The sequence below is a fragment of the Streptomyces yokosukanensis genome (assembly GCF_001514035.1).
Lineage (GTDB): Bacteria > Actinomycetota > Actinomycetes > Streptomycetales > Streptomycetaceae > Streptomyces > Streptomyces yokosukanensis.
Window position 1 is genome coordinate 75,424 of record NZ_KQ948230.1, and the last position, 14,192, is coordinate 89,615.

General features: G+C 69.4%; 14 protein-coding genes. 2 read left to right on the top strand and 12 right to left on the bottom strand.

Features of this window, described 5'->3' with window-relative positions:
* Positions 1 to 359: 359 nt before the first annotated feature.
* The 10 genes from AQI95_RS39615 to AQI95_RS39660 form a co-directional block, all read right to left on the bottom strand.
* Complete coding sequence (locus tag AQI95_RS39615; protein ID WP_067135618.1) at positions 360 to 1,055, bottom strand: hypothetical protein; 696 nt, start codon at positions 1,053 to 1,055, stop codon at positions 360 to 362.
* Positions 1,056 to 1,131: 76 nt separating this feature from the next.
* Complete coding sequence (locus tag AQI95_RS39620; RefSeq protein ID WP_107121889.1) at positions 1,132 to 1,491, bottom strand: hypothetical protein; 360 nt, start codon at positions 1,489 to 1,491, stop codon at positions 1,132 to 1,134.
* A gap of 174 nt (positions 1,492 to 1,665) precedes the next feature.
* The gene (locus tag AQI95_RS39625; protein WP_067135620.1) at positions 1,666 to 3,387 is read right to left on the bottom strand and encodes a relaxase/mobilization nuclease domain-containing protein; all 1,722 of its coding nucleotides are present in this window, start codon (positions 3,385 to 3,387) and stop codon (positions 1,666 to 1,668) included.
* On the bottom strand, positions 3,384 to 3,740 hold the full coding sequence (locus AQI95_RS49480; RefSeq protein WP_244189018.1) for a plasmid mobilization protein: 357 nt from the start codon (positions 3,738 to 3,740) through the stop codon (positions 3,384 to 3,386). The genes AQI95_RS39625 and AQI95_RS49480 overlap by 4 nt, the downstream gene beginning before the upstream one ends.
* Positions 3,741 to 4,042: 302 nt before the next feature.
* Positions 4,043 to 4,246, bottom strand: a complete 204-nt coding sequence (locus AQI95_RS46870) for a hypothetical protein (protein ID WP_067135623.1) — start codon at positions 4,244 to 4,246, stop codon at positions 4,043 to 4,045.
* Between the two features lie 117 nt (positions 4,247 to 4,363).
* Positions 4,364 to 4,555, bottom strand: a complete 192-nt coding sequence (locus tag AQI95_RS39640; RefSeq protein ID WP_067135624.1) for a hypothetical protein — start codon at positions 4,553 to 4,555, stop codon at positions 4,364 to 4,366.
* Positions 4,552 to 6,297, bottom strand: coding sequence for a hypothetical protein (locus tag AQI95_RS39645; protein ID WP_067135625.1), 1,746 nt, complete (start codon positions 6,295 to 6,297; stop codon positions 4,552 to 4,554). The genes AQI95_RS39640 and AQI95_RS39645 overlap by 4 nt, the downstream gene beginning before the upstream one ends.
* Positions 6,294 to 6,938 (bottom strand): WhiB family transcriptional regulator, encoded by a 645-nt coding sequence (locus AQI95_RS39650; RefSeq protein ID WP_067135691.1) that lies wholly within the window; start codon positions 6,936 to 6,938, stop codon positions 6,294 to 6,296. Before AQI95_RS39650 ends, AQI95_RS39645 begins: the two co-directional genes overlap by 4 nt.
* A 159-nt stretch (positions 6,939 to 7,097) precedes the next feature.
* Positions 7,098 to 7,781: a zinc finger domain-containing protein gene (locus tag AQI95_RS39655; RefSeq protein WP_067135627.1), complete on the bottom strand. Its 684-nt coding sequence runs from the start codon at positions 7,779 to 7,781 to the stop codon at positions 7,098 to 7,100.
* A 3-nt stretch (positions 7,782 to 7,784) separates the two neighbouring features.
* Complete coding sequence (locus AQI95_RS39660; protein ID WP_067135628.1) at positions 7,785 to 8,696, bottom strand: DNA-binding protein; 912 nt, start codon at positions 8,694 to 8,696, stop codon at positions 7,785 to 7,787.
* A 1,346-nt stretch (positions 8,697 to 10,042) separates the two neighbouring features.
* Between AQI95_RS39660 and AQI95_RS39665 the strand changes: the two genes are divergently transcribed.
* Complete coding sequence (locus AQI95_RS39665; RefSeq protein WP_244189019.1) at positions 10,043 to 11,434, top strand: helix-turn-helix transcriptional regulator; 1,392 nt, start codon at positions 10,043 to 10,045, stop codon at positions 11,432 to 11,434.
* A 96-nt stretch (positions 11,435 to 11,530) separates the two neighbouring features.
* Positions 11,531 to 11,938, top strand: a complete 408-nt coding sequence (locus AQI95_RS39670) for an acyl-CoA thioesterase (RefSeq protein ID WP_067135629.1) — start codon at positions 11,531 to 11,533, stop codon at positions 11,936 to 11,938.
* Positions 11,939 to 12,079: 141 nt separating this feature from the next.
* Here the strand turns inward: AQI95_RS39670 and AQI95_RS50235 are convergent, their stop codons facing one another.
* Entirely contained in the window at positions 12,080 to 12,916 is an 837-nt protein-coding gene (locus AQI95_RS50235) for a GNAT family N-acetyltransferase (protein WP_341849502.1), read from the bottom strand.
* 81 nt (positions 12,917 to 12,997) lie between these two features.
* Entirely contained in the window at positions 12,998 to 14,173 is a 1,176-nt protein-coding gene (locus AQI95_RS39680) for a bifunctional class I SAM-dependent methyltransferase/NUDIX hydrolase (protein WP_067135697.1), read from the bottom strand.
* Between the last annotated feature and the right edge of the window lie 19 nt (positions 14,174 to 14,192).

Consider the following 14,192-nt stretch of genomic DNA (forward strand, 5'->3'; position numbering starts at 1 on the left):
ATCGGGTGCGGCCCCGCCCTCGTGTCAGCGACCTGCAAACTATGCATGTCCGCACCGTCATTCAACGAGCCGACAGGCAAGTCTTAAGCGTCGCCGACCCCTGCACTGTAGCGCGGTCCCTTCAGGCGTGGCAGCGTTCCGCGCTTCTTGCCGTTATGGGGTTCCCGGCTGGTCCAGGGTGCTACTACCCCGGGGAGCGGGGAGAGATCACGGGACGCGTTAATCTCCATCCCTGGCCCGTAACGTCACAGCCGCAAATCCAATTAGGCAATTGAGAGCAGGGCGAGTAAGCATCCTGCTGCTTGGGGCGGAAATGCCCCGGATGTCAGCAACAGCCGGGGCATCGCCGACGGGAGATGTCAGCGGCGTGCGGCCTTCGCGACCGCCTTATCCAGGTGCCGGTCCACGAGGGCGGGTGAACCGGAGACGACCACCAGGACGTTCCCGTCGCGGACGGCTGTCTGCTTCACCACACTGTCGTGTCCGTCGGCGGAGAAGGTCAGCATCTGGCTCCACTGCTCGTCACCCAGGTGGGGCGGCGCTGTCTTCTGGGTGGCTATGTCGACGGCGGAGCCGCCGACGAGGACCTGGTACTCCGGGCATCCGGTCATGGCCTCGAAGATCCTCGCCATGCCGTCGGAGAGCTTGTCGGGTGTGTCGCTGTACAACTCCTCGGAGACCTCGGAGCCACCGCGGCCAGCGTAGGTGAAGGAAATCTTCGCCTGGCGAGGGAAGTCGAGCGATCCTCTGGTGGCCGCGTCACCGCCGAGGTCGCTGAGCGCGGGGCAGCCGAGGACGGCGACGTCGTCGTGCTGAGCGGGGCGCATGGGCTTGCGGGTGTAGCCGCTGGCCAGGTCACCCTTGTTGAGCAGACGGGCCGTGAGCGTGGCCGACGACAGCGGGGTGCTGTTCTGCTCCATGGCGGCTGGGCTGCCAGGGCGAGTGGAAGATGAAGGAGCAGGACGTGCCGTGTCGGTGCGAGAGGAACAGGCGGGCAGGGCGAGGAGGGCGACGGCGGTGATGCCGACGGCGGTGGTGGCGACGCGAACGCGCACGACGTGACCCCTTGGTTCTCGGAGACGGTTGGGCAGTGCCGGCTCGTGGGCGCGGTGGGGTTGTAGAGGGAGGGGGTCAGTGGCCGAGGTGGCGCAGGCAGTCCTCGAACGTAGCGTGCGTGGCATCGACTGGCGCGGAGTGCCGGTTGTACCAGGCCGTGTCCAGGCGGGTCTCCTGCTGCTGGTGACCGGTGCGGCAGCGCAGCCAGATCTGGTCCTGGGCGGAGATGATGATCCAGTCCCGGTACGTGCCGCACTCGGCGCAGGCGACGATGTCGCCGTCCAGGACGAGGGGCGGCAGCCAGGGCATCATCCGGCCGGCGACCTGGTCGTGGCTCGGCACCCGCAGGTCCGGCGGCAGGAAGTCGTCCACCTCGGCCACCGGCTCGGACGGCTGCACATCGGGCTGGGGCACCGGAGCCGTGGGCAGGGGCATGCGCTGCCACATCTCGAACGCCTCCTGGTGACGGCGCTGCATCTCGATGTCGAACGGGTCCGGCTTGCGGCGGCGTATCCGGTCAAACACCCTGGCGTCCTCCTGTCTCTCGCCCTGCTCGCCTCGTGATCGTCCCCGACGGCGTCTGACCTGTTCAACTCGCAAAGTCCACAGTCACGACCGGCCTTGCCGGGCTCCGGTCCGGCCCTGTGCCTGGCGTCCCGTGCGGTCGGCCGGGCGCACCGTCCGGCGGTCGGCGGTCACGGCGCTGCTGGTGTCGGCCGGCAGGTCGGCGCTGCGGCGCAGACGCCACACCAGCACGTCGCTGACGGATTCCGCGGTGCCGAGTTCTCTGCGTCCCGCCGCATCGGCGAGGAGCATGGTGGTGTTGTGGCCGGCGGCTTCGGCGTCGGCGAGGGTGGCTGCGAGCGCGTACCAGCCGGGCTCGGCCAGGATCTGCTCGGCCAGCTCGGGCACGGCCTCGCGCAGCACGAACGTCTGCCGCTGGAGGAGCGGGCGGCCCAGGCGCCGACCGCGTTGGTAGAGGACGCCCAGCGGCTGGGCGGCGGCGGCCTGGTAGGCGGCCCGCAGGTGCTCGGCGGCCTGGCGGGCGGCGGCGGCCTGCTGGGCGTGGCCCTGCTTCGCGTGCCAGTGGATGACGGCGGTGACGAGGAAGAACAGCATGTCGATCGCCATCGCGGTGGTCGCCCCGTCCTCCCCGCGGCCGAGCGCGGGACCGCCCTGGATGAGGTCGCGGGCGGCCTGCCGCAGCGCCCGGTCGTGGCCGCGCTCGGCCCGCACATGCGAACGGGAGGCCCGCTCGAAGGCGACGGCAGCCTCCCGCAACTCCGACCGGGTGTGCGCGGCGGAGGTCTTCGCGAGCGCGTCGAGGACCTCACCGGCCGAGGCGATGTGCGCGGCGGCTACCGCGTCATCGCCCTGCTCGATGACGATCAGCGCCTGCCACGCCGCCGAGGCAGTGCCTCGGCGCGCGGCGGAGGGGGCGCCCGGAGCCATGGGCGACGGCCAGCTGGATGACGCGGCGACATGGTCGCCGCGGTCGGCGGACCAGCGTTCGCGGATGCGGGGCAGCGACAGGTCCGGAGCAAGTCTGGACCCCGAGTAGAAGATGGGTTCGCCGTCCTTGTTGCGGTCGTCGGGGAGCGCGACGGTGTAGCCGAGCAGGTCGCCGGAGGGGGCGATCCGCCGCCGGATGAGCAGGCCGGCGGCAGCGAGACGGTCGAAGAACTCCTTCTCGCCGGTGGCTCCGGCCACGGCACGGCGCACGGTCTCGCGCAGCTCCTCGCGAGGGGTGCGTTCCCGCTGCTGCCGTTCGGCCTTGTGTCGCTCGGCGCTGGTGGGCCGCTGGGCGGCAGTGCCGTCCCCAGTGTTGAGCCGCTTGAGGCCGTACTCGGCCTCGATCAGACGGGCTTCTGCCTGCGCGCGTCCCGCGTCGTTGTTCAGGCGGGGCCGACGGCCGTCCTCGCGGACGAGGGTGGCGATGATGTGGATGTGGTCGTCGGCGTGGCGAACGGCCGCCCAGCGGCAGCCGGCGTCGTCGCCGTCGGGCGCGATGCCGGTGGCCGCGACCATGCGCCGGGCAATCTCGCCCCACTGCTCGTCGGACAACACTGGGTCCTCTGGCGCAGCGCGCACGGACAGGTGCCATACGTGTTTGGCCGGGCGACGGCTGGGGGCGAGGGCTTCGACCGGCTGGTCGAGGAGCTTCTGCAACTCCGTGTGCGTCGCCTGCGGGTCGCGGCCGGGATCTGGGGCCAGGCTGTCCCAGGCTGCCACGAGGTGCGGGTCGACGTGTTCCTCGTGCGTGCCAGGCCCGTACAGGTAGTACAGGAGCCCGATGGTGAGCTTCCCGCGCTTGTGGACTCTGGGGATCATGCGGCGTGGTTCTCGTGCTCCAGGTAGTGCTGGGTGAAGGCTTCCACTCGCTTGGCGGCGCGGTGGACGGCGTCGAGGACGGCTCGGGTGTGCGGGACGTCAGCGCCGGCGTTGGTGGCCTTGGCCACCTGGTTGAGGTTGTTGCCGATCTGGCCAAGGTGTCGGCGCACCGCGAACAGCTCGGTCAACACTTCGCGCTCGGTGGCGATCTCGGCAGCGGTGCGGTCGAGGTCACGGGCGGCTTTGAGAGCGGCGTGGGCGAGGAAGGCGGCGACGCTCATGCGGCAGGCGGACGCGGCGCGTACGAGGAGTTGGTATTCGTCGTCGTTCATACGGCAGCTGGGCTGACGCATGCGCTTGTGCTCGTGGCGCAGGCGCTCACGCTGGCGCACGTGCGGCTTCGGTGGCGTGGCGTGTTCGCAGTGCGCTGTGTGACAGGCGTGCTGCTGTTCCCCTTCTGGATGCGGTCCGCCCTCGGTCGCATCCCGGTGGATCGGCGCCCCCTGGTGCCGTTCTCCTCCCGCCGATCCAGGGGCGGGCCAGGCAAGAGCATTGCTCCCGACGGGAGCAATGCTCTTGCGATAACTTGCTCGCCCCGAGACCGAGTTGAGGTCCTGAGCAGCTTCCGGGGTGGTGCCATTCTCGTTCGGGTTCGTCATCGGCTGTCGGGCCTCGCCGTGCGGAGCTGTCGCTGGATGCTGGCGGTCAGATTGAGGATGGCGGCCGGTCCTTCTAGGAGCTGGACAGGCCCGTTCGGCTTGTGCTGGACGAGCCACTGGCCGGTCGGGAGGGGCACCATGGCGTGGATGAGGTGCCGGCGGACCAGGACGGTGGCCCAGGCAGCCGCCGCGGTGGCCATGTGCCGGGACGAGGGAGTAGGGCGGTGAAACACGGATGCCTCTCGGGGCAGGGCGGTGGCCCGGCGCGCACCGGGCCACCGCAGGGGGACAGGGGGAGTGACCTGTGGGTTTGCGGGTCACCCGCACTCGGGGCAGCGCCCGACGTGGCCGCTGAGCGCCCGGGCCATCCGCGCCTTCGTGGAAGCGGCGTACGTCGCGCTGGCCTTCGCCGATGGCCTGCCGGCATGCCGCTCGGAGTGGGCGCTCAGATAGCCGATCTCCCGCTCGTACTCCTCACGGAGGGCAGCGAACTGCGGGCAAGTCCTCATCGGGTAGTGCTCCTTGTCGTCGTGATGCTGTCCGGGCTGCGCAGGGCCGCCAGGACCAGACTGAGTCGGTCATTCCGGCCGCCGGGGAGCTTCTCGCGGCGGATGATCTCCCTGAGCTGGACCCGGGTCACGGCCTCGTTGCCGTCCCGTTCCAGCAGCGCGGGTACGTGGGGGCGAATCAGCTCGACCAGTTGGTCGACGTCCTGCTCCGGCTCGCGCGGCGGACGCTGCGGCTGCGGGCCACGCGAGCGGCCACTGCGCTTGCCCTTCGTCTTGGAGGCCGGGGTCCGGCGCGCGGGAACCTTGTGTCCCCGGTCCCCGGTGGTGTCGGTCCCCGTGTCGGTCGGTCCCCGGTCCCCGGTGGTGTCGGTCCCCGACTCGGCGGTCCCCGGTCCCCGGTCCCCGGTGGTGTCGGTCCCCGTGTCGGTCGGTCCCCGGTCCCCGGTGGTGTCGGTCCCCGTGTCGGTCGGTCCCCGGTCCCCGGTGGTGTCGGTCCCCGTGTCGGTCGGTCCCCGGTCCCCGGTGGTGTCGGTCCCCGACTCGGCGGTCCCCGGTCCCCGGTGCCGTTCAGGGCGTTGTGCAGGCGCTTCATCGACCGGGAGGCCGGTCCCCGAGCGGCTCTCGTGTTCCTCACCGGACTCCGGGTTCACTGTCTCGGTCCCCGGCTCGTGGTCGCTGGGACTCGAGCCTCGGCCCTCGTTCCCCTTCGCGGTCCCCGTCTCACGGTCCCCGGTTCCGTCGGGCTTCTCGGCGTTCCCGGTCTCCGGTCCCCGGTGAGGTTGCAGTCCCCGGTACCGGTTCCGAGCGGCGAAGGTGCGGGAACTGTCGTTGGGGACCGAGCTGCTCTCGACGCTCGCGGCGGGGACCGTGGTCTCCATCTCGCCGGAGGGAGGTGGGGACCACGGGGAGGGCAGCGGGACGGTGGCGAGCGCGAGTGCGTGTCTGCGGGCGGCAAGCTGAGCGAGCAGCTCGGCGCGCTGGGTCGGGTCGGTCCCGACCGAGGCCCGGCCGATCGCTTTCGACAGCCGCCGGGTCAGGCGCTGGCCCCGTCGGCTCAGCCGCTGTTCGGTTGTGAGTTCAGCGAGCCGGGTGGCGAGGGCCACGGCGCGAGCGGTGGCGCGGTCCCGGGTGATCTGCGCGGCGTCGCGGTCACGGGCGGCGATGCCAAGTCGGGACAACAGTCGCTCGCGTGCTTCTCGCCCCAGAGTGGCTATCAGGCCGTGGGAGGCGGCGCCAGGGGTGCGCAGGCGCAGCTCGATGCCCATGGCCAGGTGCCAGAGCATCGCCGCCATGACCGGTCCGACGAAGGCGCGGACAGTGCCTCCTACGGGACCGCTCTCGGCGTAGGCGGGGATCACCTGGACCCCGGTGATGAGCCACACCAAGGTGCCCGGCAGCCCCGGGGCGCCTTGTGTGCTCAGGTTCTGCCTGGCCATCAGCGCGGTGGCGAACAGTCCCAGTTCCGCGGCGGCGAACATGCTGGCGCGTTCGGCGGTGCCGGCGATGTTGAGATAGTCGGCGGCGAAGCGCCAGCTGGTGTCGGCGCTGTAGGCGGTGCAGCCGAGCGCGGCCAGGGCGGCGACCACGACCGCGGCATTGCCGAGTCGTTTCTGCGGGTGCTGTGCCCGCCGCCGGAACGCCCAGCCGACCAGGGCCAGGGTCAGCGTGGCGGCGGGGACGCCGAGGGCGAGGAGGTGCGAGAGGTCGGGGCCGGCACCAAGAGACAGGACAGGGTGGGTCATGCGGCCTTTCCGAGAGGGGCGTGCGCCGAGGCGGGCGCCACCGGGCGGGTGACGGGCTGCTGTGCGGCGGGCCGGGCAGTTGCAGATCGACTGCTCTTGGCGGGCACGGCCTTCTTCTTCGCGTTCTTCCGCCGGGGCACGCCGAGAGTGCGGTCGCGGTCGAAGACCTTGTTGGCAGCCTGCCGCAGCAGGTCCCTGGCGTGCTTGGTGCTGATCTGCAGGGCGGTGGCGAGCCGGTCAGGGCGCCATCCGCGGACGTAGGCGTGGTCGATGACGACCTTCCGTTCGGCTTCGGTGAGGTGGACGTCGCGGCCGTTGAAGAAGGCGACCACGCGGCTGTAGTCGAGGCGGCGGGGCAATCCCTTGTGCCAGGGTTCGCGTTCTTCAGCGGTCAGCCCGCCCCAGACGCCCTCCTTGAGGTCGTTCTCCAAGGCGTAGTTGAGGCAGTCGCGGCGCACGGGGCACAAGGCACAGAGTTCCTTGGCATCGGCGATGGCCTCGTGGTCCCGGGGCAGGGGGAAGAAGGTGGCGTCGGCGTCCTCGGGGTCCATGCCGTGGCAGGTGCCGTGGGGCTGCCAGCTGGTGTCGCCGATGCCGCGCAGGCCGGTGGCCGGCGTGCTGTGGGTGGTGATGTGGCGCAAGGTGGTCTCCGGTGTGCTGCCGCGTCGGCCGACGGCAGGTCGGCGGTGGGCGGACGCGGTGTCGGGCGCCTGCTGCGGCGCGTGCCAGGGGCGCGGCAGCAGGGGCGGGACGGTGGTGTTGCGCAGGTGCACCAGACGGTGCACCGTCGTGCGGGCGGGTCAGGCCATCGCCGCCTGTTGGGCGGCGGCGAGGTCCTGGCGGCAGTGATGCGGCGTGGCCCGCGGGGCGCTGCCGCGTGCGAAGCCGTCGGGGTCAACGCGCCGGCGGCGGCACGGCTCGCCGACCGGTGCCTCGCACCAATCGCAGCGCACCGAGAGCGCGTCGGGCCGGCCCTGGGCGACGGCCGCTTCGCGGGCGGCGCGGGCGCGACGGAAGGGCGCGAGGGCAGCCCTGGCCTCTGGCGGGATGCAGGAGCCGACCTCCTTCAACCGGGCTTCCAGCCTCGGGCTGACCCGGCTTGCGGCGAGCTTCCGGTACATCACCGGCTGGGCGGAGCCGGTGGCGACCGCACGGCGGGTGCCGACCAGCTCGGCGGTCCAGGCCGCCTGGTCGTCCGGGTCGGCCGACGGGGTGGGGTCGGTGTGCCGGTGCAGGCGGTCGCGCTTGTAGCTCTCCCACGGGCGGGCGATGTCCGCGGGCAGGATCTGGTACGGCGAGACGCGGATGTGGCGGCGGGCGATGACGCAGGCGTCCCAGCCGTGCGGTGTGGCCAGCGGGACCTCGTCCAGCAGCTCATGCCACTGGGCGAGCTGGTCGCGGGCCTCGCCCTGGTCGGTGCGGATGGTGCGGGGGTCGAGTCGGCCGATGTAGGCCAGCAGGGCGGCGGTTTCGCGGCGGTCCATGGGCTACTCCGTTCCGGTCGGCGTCGGCTCGTTGAGGGCGGCGAGGAGGGCGGCGGTGTGGGCCTCGGCGCGGGTCATGCCGCCCGTCGGGGCGTGGCCGCTGCCGGGTATGGCGTAGAGGTTCGGGCGGGCCGGAGCGTGCTCTCGGGCGATCCAGGAGCGCCAGTCGGCAGCCCAGGCATCGGGCGGTCGGGGGGTGTGCCCGGCGCGGTGGACGCGCCACTTAGCGTCGGCTGCTCGCAGGCCCTCCTCGCCGAGGCGGTCGAGGTGGCCTTGCTGGCGGGCCCAGGTGTGGCTGGCGGGGTCGACCTGCCAGTCGGCAGCCGAGGTGACGGCAGCACCACTACTGCTGCCTTTCCGGTTCAACTTAGGTTCTCTACGGTTCTGTGTGTCGGATTCCGTACCGTGCTGGGGTCGGATTCCGGCACGTCGGGGGGTCGGATTCCGACGCGAGGGGCCGGATTCCGTACCGGCCGGATTCCGGCGGGAGGTGTCGGATTCCGTACCCTTCTTGGGCCAGATCCCGTACCGCCGCAGGCTCTTCTCGGCCTCCTCGTCCAGCTCCGGCACCGGGTCTGAGTCGGTCGGTGGGTCGACGTACGCCTCCGGGTCCTCGCGTCGAGCGTCGGCGACCTTCGCTAGCCATGCGGCAGCCCGGGGCAGCCGGTACACCGTGGTGCGTTGCGGGCCCTCCAGGTGTCCCAGCACCTGCAGCTCGCCGCTCTTGTCGAGTGCGACCAGCGCGTCCCGCACCGCCGTCCGGCTGGCGTTCGTTCGCTCCACCAGACTCGTCAGCGAGGCCCAGGCGACGCACTTGTCGTCGGCGACCCGGTCGGCGATCGACAGCATGACCAGCCGCGCGGTGCCCCGGCTGGAGCTGTGCTCCCACACCCACTCGCGTGCGTTGACGCTCATCGGACACCCCCGGTCACGACACCCGGCCAGCTGTTCGCCGAGACCGGGATGGCGCGCAGTGTGCCGACGCGGAGTGACGCCAGGGCGAGGGTGGATGCCACGCAGGCCGGATGACGGGGCCTTTTGCGTATGGCGGGAGGCATGGAAGAATCCCCTTTGCAGTGTTGCCACGCTGAAGCGCCCGTCGGAAAGGGATCAGCGTGGTGATGGTGGGCAATCTCCGCCCTCTCGGGCCTAGCCGGGCCGGATCGGGGCGGTACGTGCCGCTACGCGTTCGGCGTCCAGGAGTAGCCGCTCCTGGGCGCCGTCGCTGTATATGGACCTGCGCGAGCCGTTGGGTTCCTGCCCTCCTCCTCACGCTCGCTGGGCCCCAGGCGAGCTGCCCGGGGGACGACGAACATACGCACGGACCCGTGTCAAGATCCAGAGTTGGCTCTAAAACTCTGTACTAGTTGCAGACAGTGACGAGGTCGAACGTCCGGTCGACTGGTGGCGATCACCCCATGTACTGCGGAGCCGCTGCGGGGGCGACTGCCGCGATTACCCGCAACACTCATAGACACGAAGGCGTAATTCGAGACGCTAAAATCTGCATCGCAAATATTGCGTCAATTCCGACGCCTGTCGTCGTCCTTAGCGCACCGAATGGCGAACCAATAAGCGTCGCGCTGCGATTACCGCTATCCGGCTGCGGGTTGTTTCAGTGGGCCAGCTCGACGAATGTTCCGGATCGTCCTCGACGCCGACAGGCAGCCGACTGAGTGGTGGGCACAGACCGAAGGGCCTGAGCGTCTCGGACGTGATCCTCACTGCGTGCGACCCCCTTGTGTCTCATGCCACATTGATGGGCGGAACTGCTGGCCAGAGCGATTTAAGTCAAGCCCGCCCGAGCGCGTCAACGGCAATCATTTGTCCAGTTTGTGGGGGTAGGTCGCTGGGGTGGTGCAGTCGTTGGTGCGTACTTACGGCGCCGTAACTCACGCATGAGGTAAGGGAAATGCCAGTAGCAGCGCCAATGGGGTGCCCGCTCAGAAGCGTGGTCTAGACCGTCCAACGCTGCGCTCAGCGAAAAGCGGCAACGTTTTGCCGATTTACCGGCCGACTCTGGAAGTGGATCTTGATCCATGTCCGTTTAGGGTGTGAACGTGCCACCATGTCGCGCCTCGTTTGTTCGACGTTGAACCATGTGGCCCTCTTTCGTGGGTGACCCACCCGGTTCAAGATTGTTTAAGGATTGCGTATGGTTCTTCCGGGAGGCGAAGGGTGGGTCCAGCGCATTCGCTGCCGCTGTGCCCTTATGTGCGCCCAGAACGTCACGTCTCCTGATAGTCAAAGGCAGGATTTTCGTGGTCACGCAGGAACAAAAGCCCAGCGGGAATGACGCTGCGGGCGAGCAGATTTCGGAGCGCGACGGCAGCGGACAGCAGTTGGCCGGCCACTACATGGGCTTTGGTGCCCTCCTGCGCAGGTGGCGCAAGGCGGCAGGGGTAACCCAGTACCGGACGGCCAGGGCTCTGGGCATGAGCGAGCGCACGTATCGCAAGATCGAACGTGGTGCGACACCACCCCGTCTGTCCCGCACGCAGTGCGAGGCGCTTTCCGAACTACTTCGGTTGGACCGCGACGAGCGTCACGCACTGCTGCTCTACAACGTCGGCTCGATGCTCGTTCCGCCGAGCGGGTCCGGCCAGCCGGAGCTGCAACAGGCTTTGCGTCTGCTCATCGACCGGCAGATGCCCAGCCCCGCGTACCTGTGTGACCAGCACTGGAACATCTTGGCCTTCAACACCGCCATGGCGGAGTGGTGGCCGTGGGTTATGGAGCCGGGCGCGAATCTCATTCGGTGGGCTCTGACGACTCCGGAGGCGCGCGCCCAGTACCAGGACTGGGACAAGCACGCCTCGGCGTACGTGAAGATCCTCAAGTTCGCCCAGGCCACCAGGCCGAACGACGCCGAGCTGCGCCGGCTGATCGAGGACGTCAAGAAGGACCCCGACGTGAGGCACGTCTGGGAGACCGAGCACGATATGGGGGAGACACGCGATGGCCACGTCTTCCGGATGAACGTGCCGACGCTGGACTGGGAGACGATCGAGGTCGTCAGCCACGTCCTCTATCCCGCATCGATGCCCGACTGCCGCTTCGTTGTGATCACCTGGGTGGAGGGCCATGGTGACGAGGAGCGCGACGCCCTCGGCGGCGTCCGCGACGCCTGGGCAACCATGACCGCGAACGAAGAGGACGTGGCGACGGCCCAGCGGCACGCGCAGAACCGCGCGGCCGAGGACGCCGCCACCCGCTGGCGAAGGGAAGCGGCAACCCTCGCCTCTCGCATGGTCGTCGCCACGGCAGAAGAAGCGGCAGCGCTAGCCGGTGAGAACGGCGTCCCCCTGCCGGCCATCAGCAGAAACGTCGGTCCCGATGTCCATCTGACGCTTTCGCCGGACAAGCGGACCGTGGTGTGGGCCACAGAAGAGACAACTGGCTGCTGGTCCGTTACCCACGTCTCCCCGTCCACCGTTATCGCTCGCGTGCCCAGGCACACGATCGAAGGCGCGTGCCTACTTGAAATGCGTCAGCTGGTGCGTGCTGCCCTGCCGGCCGATCCTTCGGCGGCAACCGTCCGCATCGGGCAACTCCTCGCCGAGCGCGACACCGAGCAGCGTGTGCTCCGTGATGTCCTGCAGCAGGTTCAGAAAGGCAATGCCGAGTCGCCGAAGAGCCGCATGGCAGGCTGAGGACCGAGATGGATGGCCCTGCTCAGAGCCACCCGCAGGCTGCATCAGTGGCTCCCATGCCAGTTGTAACCCCCCACGCACAGGAAGACCCCTCTCGTGAAGAAGTACACCTATGCCCTCCCGTTGCGCTGGGCCGACGCGGACGCGTACGGGCACGTCAATAACGCTCTCTTCCCCCGGTACATGGAGGAGGCGAGGACCCGGATGTTCCAGGAGATGCTGCCCACCGACGAGGCCGGCCGCCGCCAGCACGCATTCGTGGTCAGCCGCTCCGTCGTGGACTACCGAGCCCCCCTGTCCTACCGCGAGGAGCCCGTGGATGTGCACGTCAGGGTCGTCAGCTGCCGGGGGGCAAGGCTGGAACTCGCCTACGAAATTCGTGACGCGGACCAGCTGTATGCCGAAGCCACGACCTTGATGGCCGCGTACAACCTGGAGACCGGCAGGCCGCGGCGGATCTCTCAAGCCGAGTTGGACTTCCTCTCTCGCTGCACCGAGTCCTGAACCACTGCGCTATCTCTGCATGAACGCCGGCCCCGGCTGACGATGTCCAGCCGGGGCCGGTGCGTCTTTGACCGCATGTGTCACTGCCGGGAGAGGCAGTTGAGCATGCCAAGAAGCGGGCAGCACGGTGGCAGGGCTGCGTCAGCGAAGCAACTCGTCGCCAGAATCCTGTGCCGGAAGGAACTTCACGGCTTTTCGGGCCAGGACGGCAGTGAAGTACTCACGTGCGTCGGGACGCAGTCGCGCCAGGGTGACCATGCCAGTGATGACAGCGTCGGCCACCTCGTCCTGGACGTCTGCCCAGGTGTGGCTGTGCCCCTTTCGCGGATTGGTGCCCCGGGCGCCGATGACGGCCTGCGCAGCCTCGCCTACCTCTTCGGCGAGCTTGAGCACTTGCAGGGTCCATTGCTCCTCTGGTGCGAGTCCCTTCTCGGCATCGAAGCGGCTGAACGTGTCGGCCAGCCGCTGGATCGTGTCCCAGTCGTCGGTCGGAGAGCCGCACCTGTGCTGACCGCGGGATTGCGGAGGTAGTGCGGTTCTGCGCATGAGTGCCGGATCGCTGACGAATCCGAGCCCCTCGTACAGAGACCTCGATTCGTCACTGGCGTGCACTTCGAAAAGGGTGATGTCTTCCTGCTCCAGGTCGTTGAGGAGCGCGGTGAGGGCAGCCTTGGCGTAACCACGGCGTCGGTACCCGGGCTGGGTGGCCACGGCTTGGATGCGTGCGGCCAGTCCCTGCGGGTACCGGGGTGCGGGCAGTACGGGACTGACGAGGGCCAGGGCGCAGGTGACGAGTCCTCCCTCGGGTGCGTCGACGACGTAGGCCCGGGCATCGCCATGAGCCTGGAGGCGTTCGGCCAGTTGGTCTCGGCAAAGGGCCAGCCAGTCCGGGGGGAGCGGTTGAGAGAGGATCAGCTCGGATCGCAGGCGAGTGATGCCTTCGGCATCGGCGGGCGTGGCACGGCGTGGAGTGGTCACGGGATCGGTCCTGTTGATTCAGCGATGGTAGAGGCGGTAGGCGGTTCACCGTGCGGTCCCGCCCAGTCAGAAAGGCTGGGATCACGCGGAGGCGGTCGTGTGCGGGTCGGTGATGGGTGAGAAGCGGGCTGGAGCGTGGTCGATCGGGAGATCCGGGCGCCAGGCTGTGAGGATCTGGGCGCTGCACTCGAACAGTTCCGGCGGCAGGGCATCCAGCGGCCACCAGCGCCAGTCTCCGACACTCTCGCCAGGCTGGTCGGCCGGTTCGCCCTGCCAGTGGGTGACGAGCGCACCGAAGGTGATGCGGACGACGTCGCCAACCTGGTCGAGGAACATGCCGAGAAGACGGACGTCGGCTGGGTCGGCGCACAGACCGGTCTCCTCGGCGAGTTCCCGCACGACTGCCTCTTGCAGTGACTCGCCCGGCTCCACAGTCCCGCCGGGCAGCTCCCGTGTGCCCAGCCGGTGCCGCCCCAGGAGCAGGCCCTGCGGCCCGAGCAGCACTGCCCCGACGCCGACGGCCGCATGGGCGACGGGTGGCTTCGCGGTGCGGGGACGGGCGGTGATCCGGGCCGGCCGGTGGACCTGGAACAGTCGGTAGGAGGCGTGGTTGTCCTTCTCCGGCGCGTCGAGGACAGTGATGCCCAGCACGCGGAACCCATGGTGCACGAGCAGGTCTTCCCACAACTCGGGTGTGAGCACCCACATGTGCACGGTGAGATCGTCGCCGCCGACCGGGCGCAGGATCTCCGGGCGTGGGGTGACGGTCGAGGTGGGGCCATCGCCGGCGGAGTTGGTGTGCAGCACCGTGAAGTACAGCCGCCCGCCCGGTTTGACGGCGGTCGACAGGGCGGGCAAAAGCCGGTGCGGGTCGACGAAGTGGAACGTGCTGAGGGAGTAGATCACGTCGTACGGGGCTGTCGTGCCCAGGTACTCGACAGCGTCGGCGTGGACCAGCCGCAGGCCCGGTACATCGGGGTAGCGGGCACGCGCTCTCTCGATCTGGCTGAGGGAAGCATCGACGCCGTCCACCTGCGCTCCGTAGGTGCGGACCAGGTGGGCGGCGTGCCGACCAGGGCCGCAGCCGATGTCCAGGACCCGCAGGCCCTCGATGTCCCCGAGTATGGCGTCCCCCGGCCCGCTCGCAGCAGGGCCCCAGCTGATCTGGTCCACTTCCGGCAGGGGCGTAGCTCGCGCCAGGTGGTGCTTTCCGTAGGCGTCCCAGGCGAGACGGGTCTGATATTCGACGTCCAACACGTCGCCTTCCGTGCTGAGT

Excerpts from the sequence above, each read along its gene's own strand:
- AQI95_RS39655 (WP_067135627.1), bottom strand. The coding sequence starts at position 7,781 with ATGGACCGCCGCGAAACCGCCGCCCTGCTGGCCTACATCGGCCGACTC.
- AQI95_RS39625 (WP_067135620.1), bottom strand. The coding sequence starts at position 3,387 with ATGATCCCCAGAGTCCACAAGCGCGGGAAGCTCACCATCGGGCTCCTG.
- AQI95_RS39645 (WP_067135625.1), bottom strand. The coding sequence starts at position 6,297 with ATGACCCACCCTGTCCTGTCTCTTGGTGCCGGCCCCGACCTCTCGCAC.
- AQI95_RS39620 (WP_107121889.1), bottom strand. The coding sequence starts at position 1,491 with ATGCCCCTGCCCACGGCTCCGGTGCCCCAGCCCGATGTGCAGCCGTCC.
- AQI95_RS49480 (WP_244189018.1), bottom strand. The coding sequence starts at position 3,740 with ATGCGTCAGCCCAGCTGCCGTATGAACGACGACGAATACCAACTCCTC.
- AQI95_RS39640 (WP_067135624.1), bottom strand. The coding sequence starts at position 4,555 with ATGAGGACTTGCCCGCAGTTCGCTGCCCTCCGTGAGGAGTACGAGCGG.
- AQI95_RS39660 (WP_067135628.1), bottom strand. The coding sequence starts at position 8,696 with ATGAGCGTCAACGCACGCGAGTGGGTGTGGGAGCACAGCTCCAGCCGG.
- AQI95_RS46870 (WP_067135623.1), bottom strand. The coding sequence starts at position 4,246 with ATGGCCACCGCGGCGGCTGCCTGGGCCACCGTCCTGGTCCGCCGGCAC.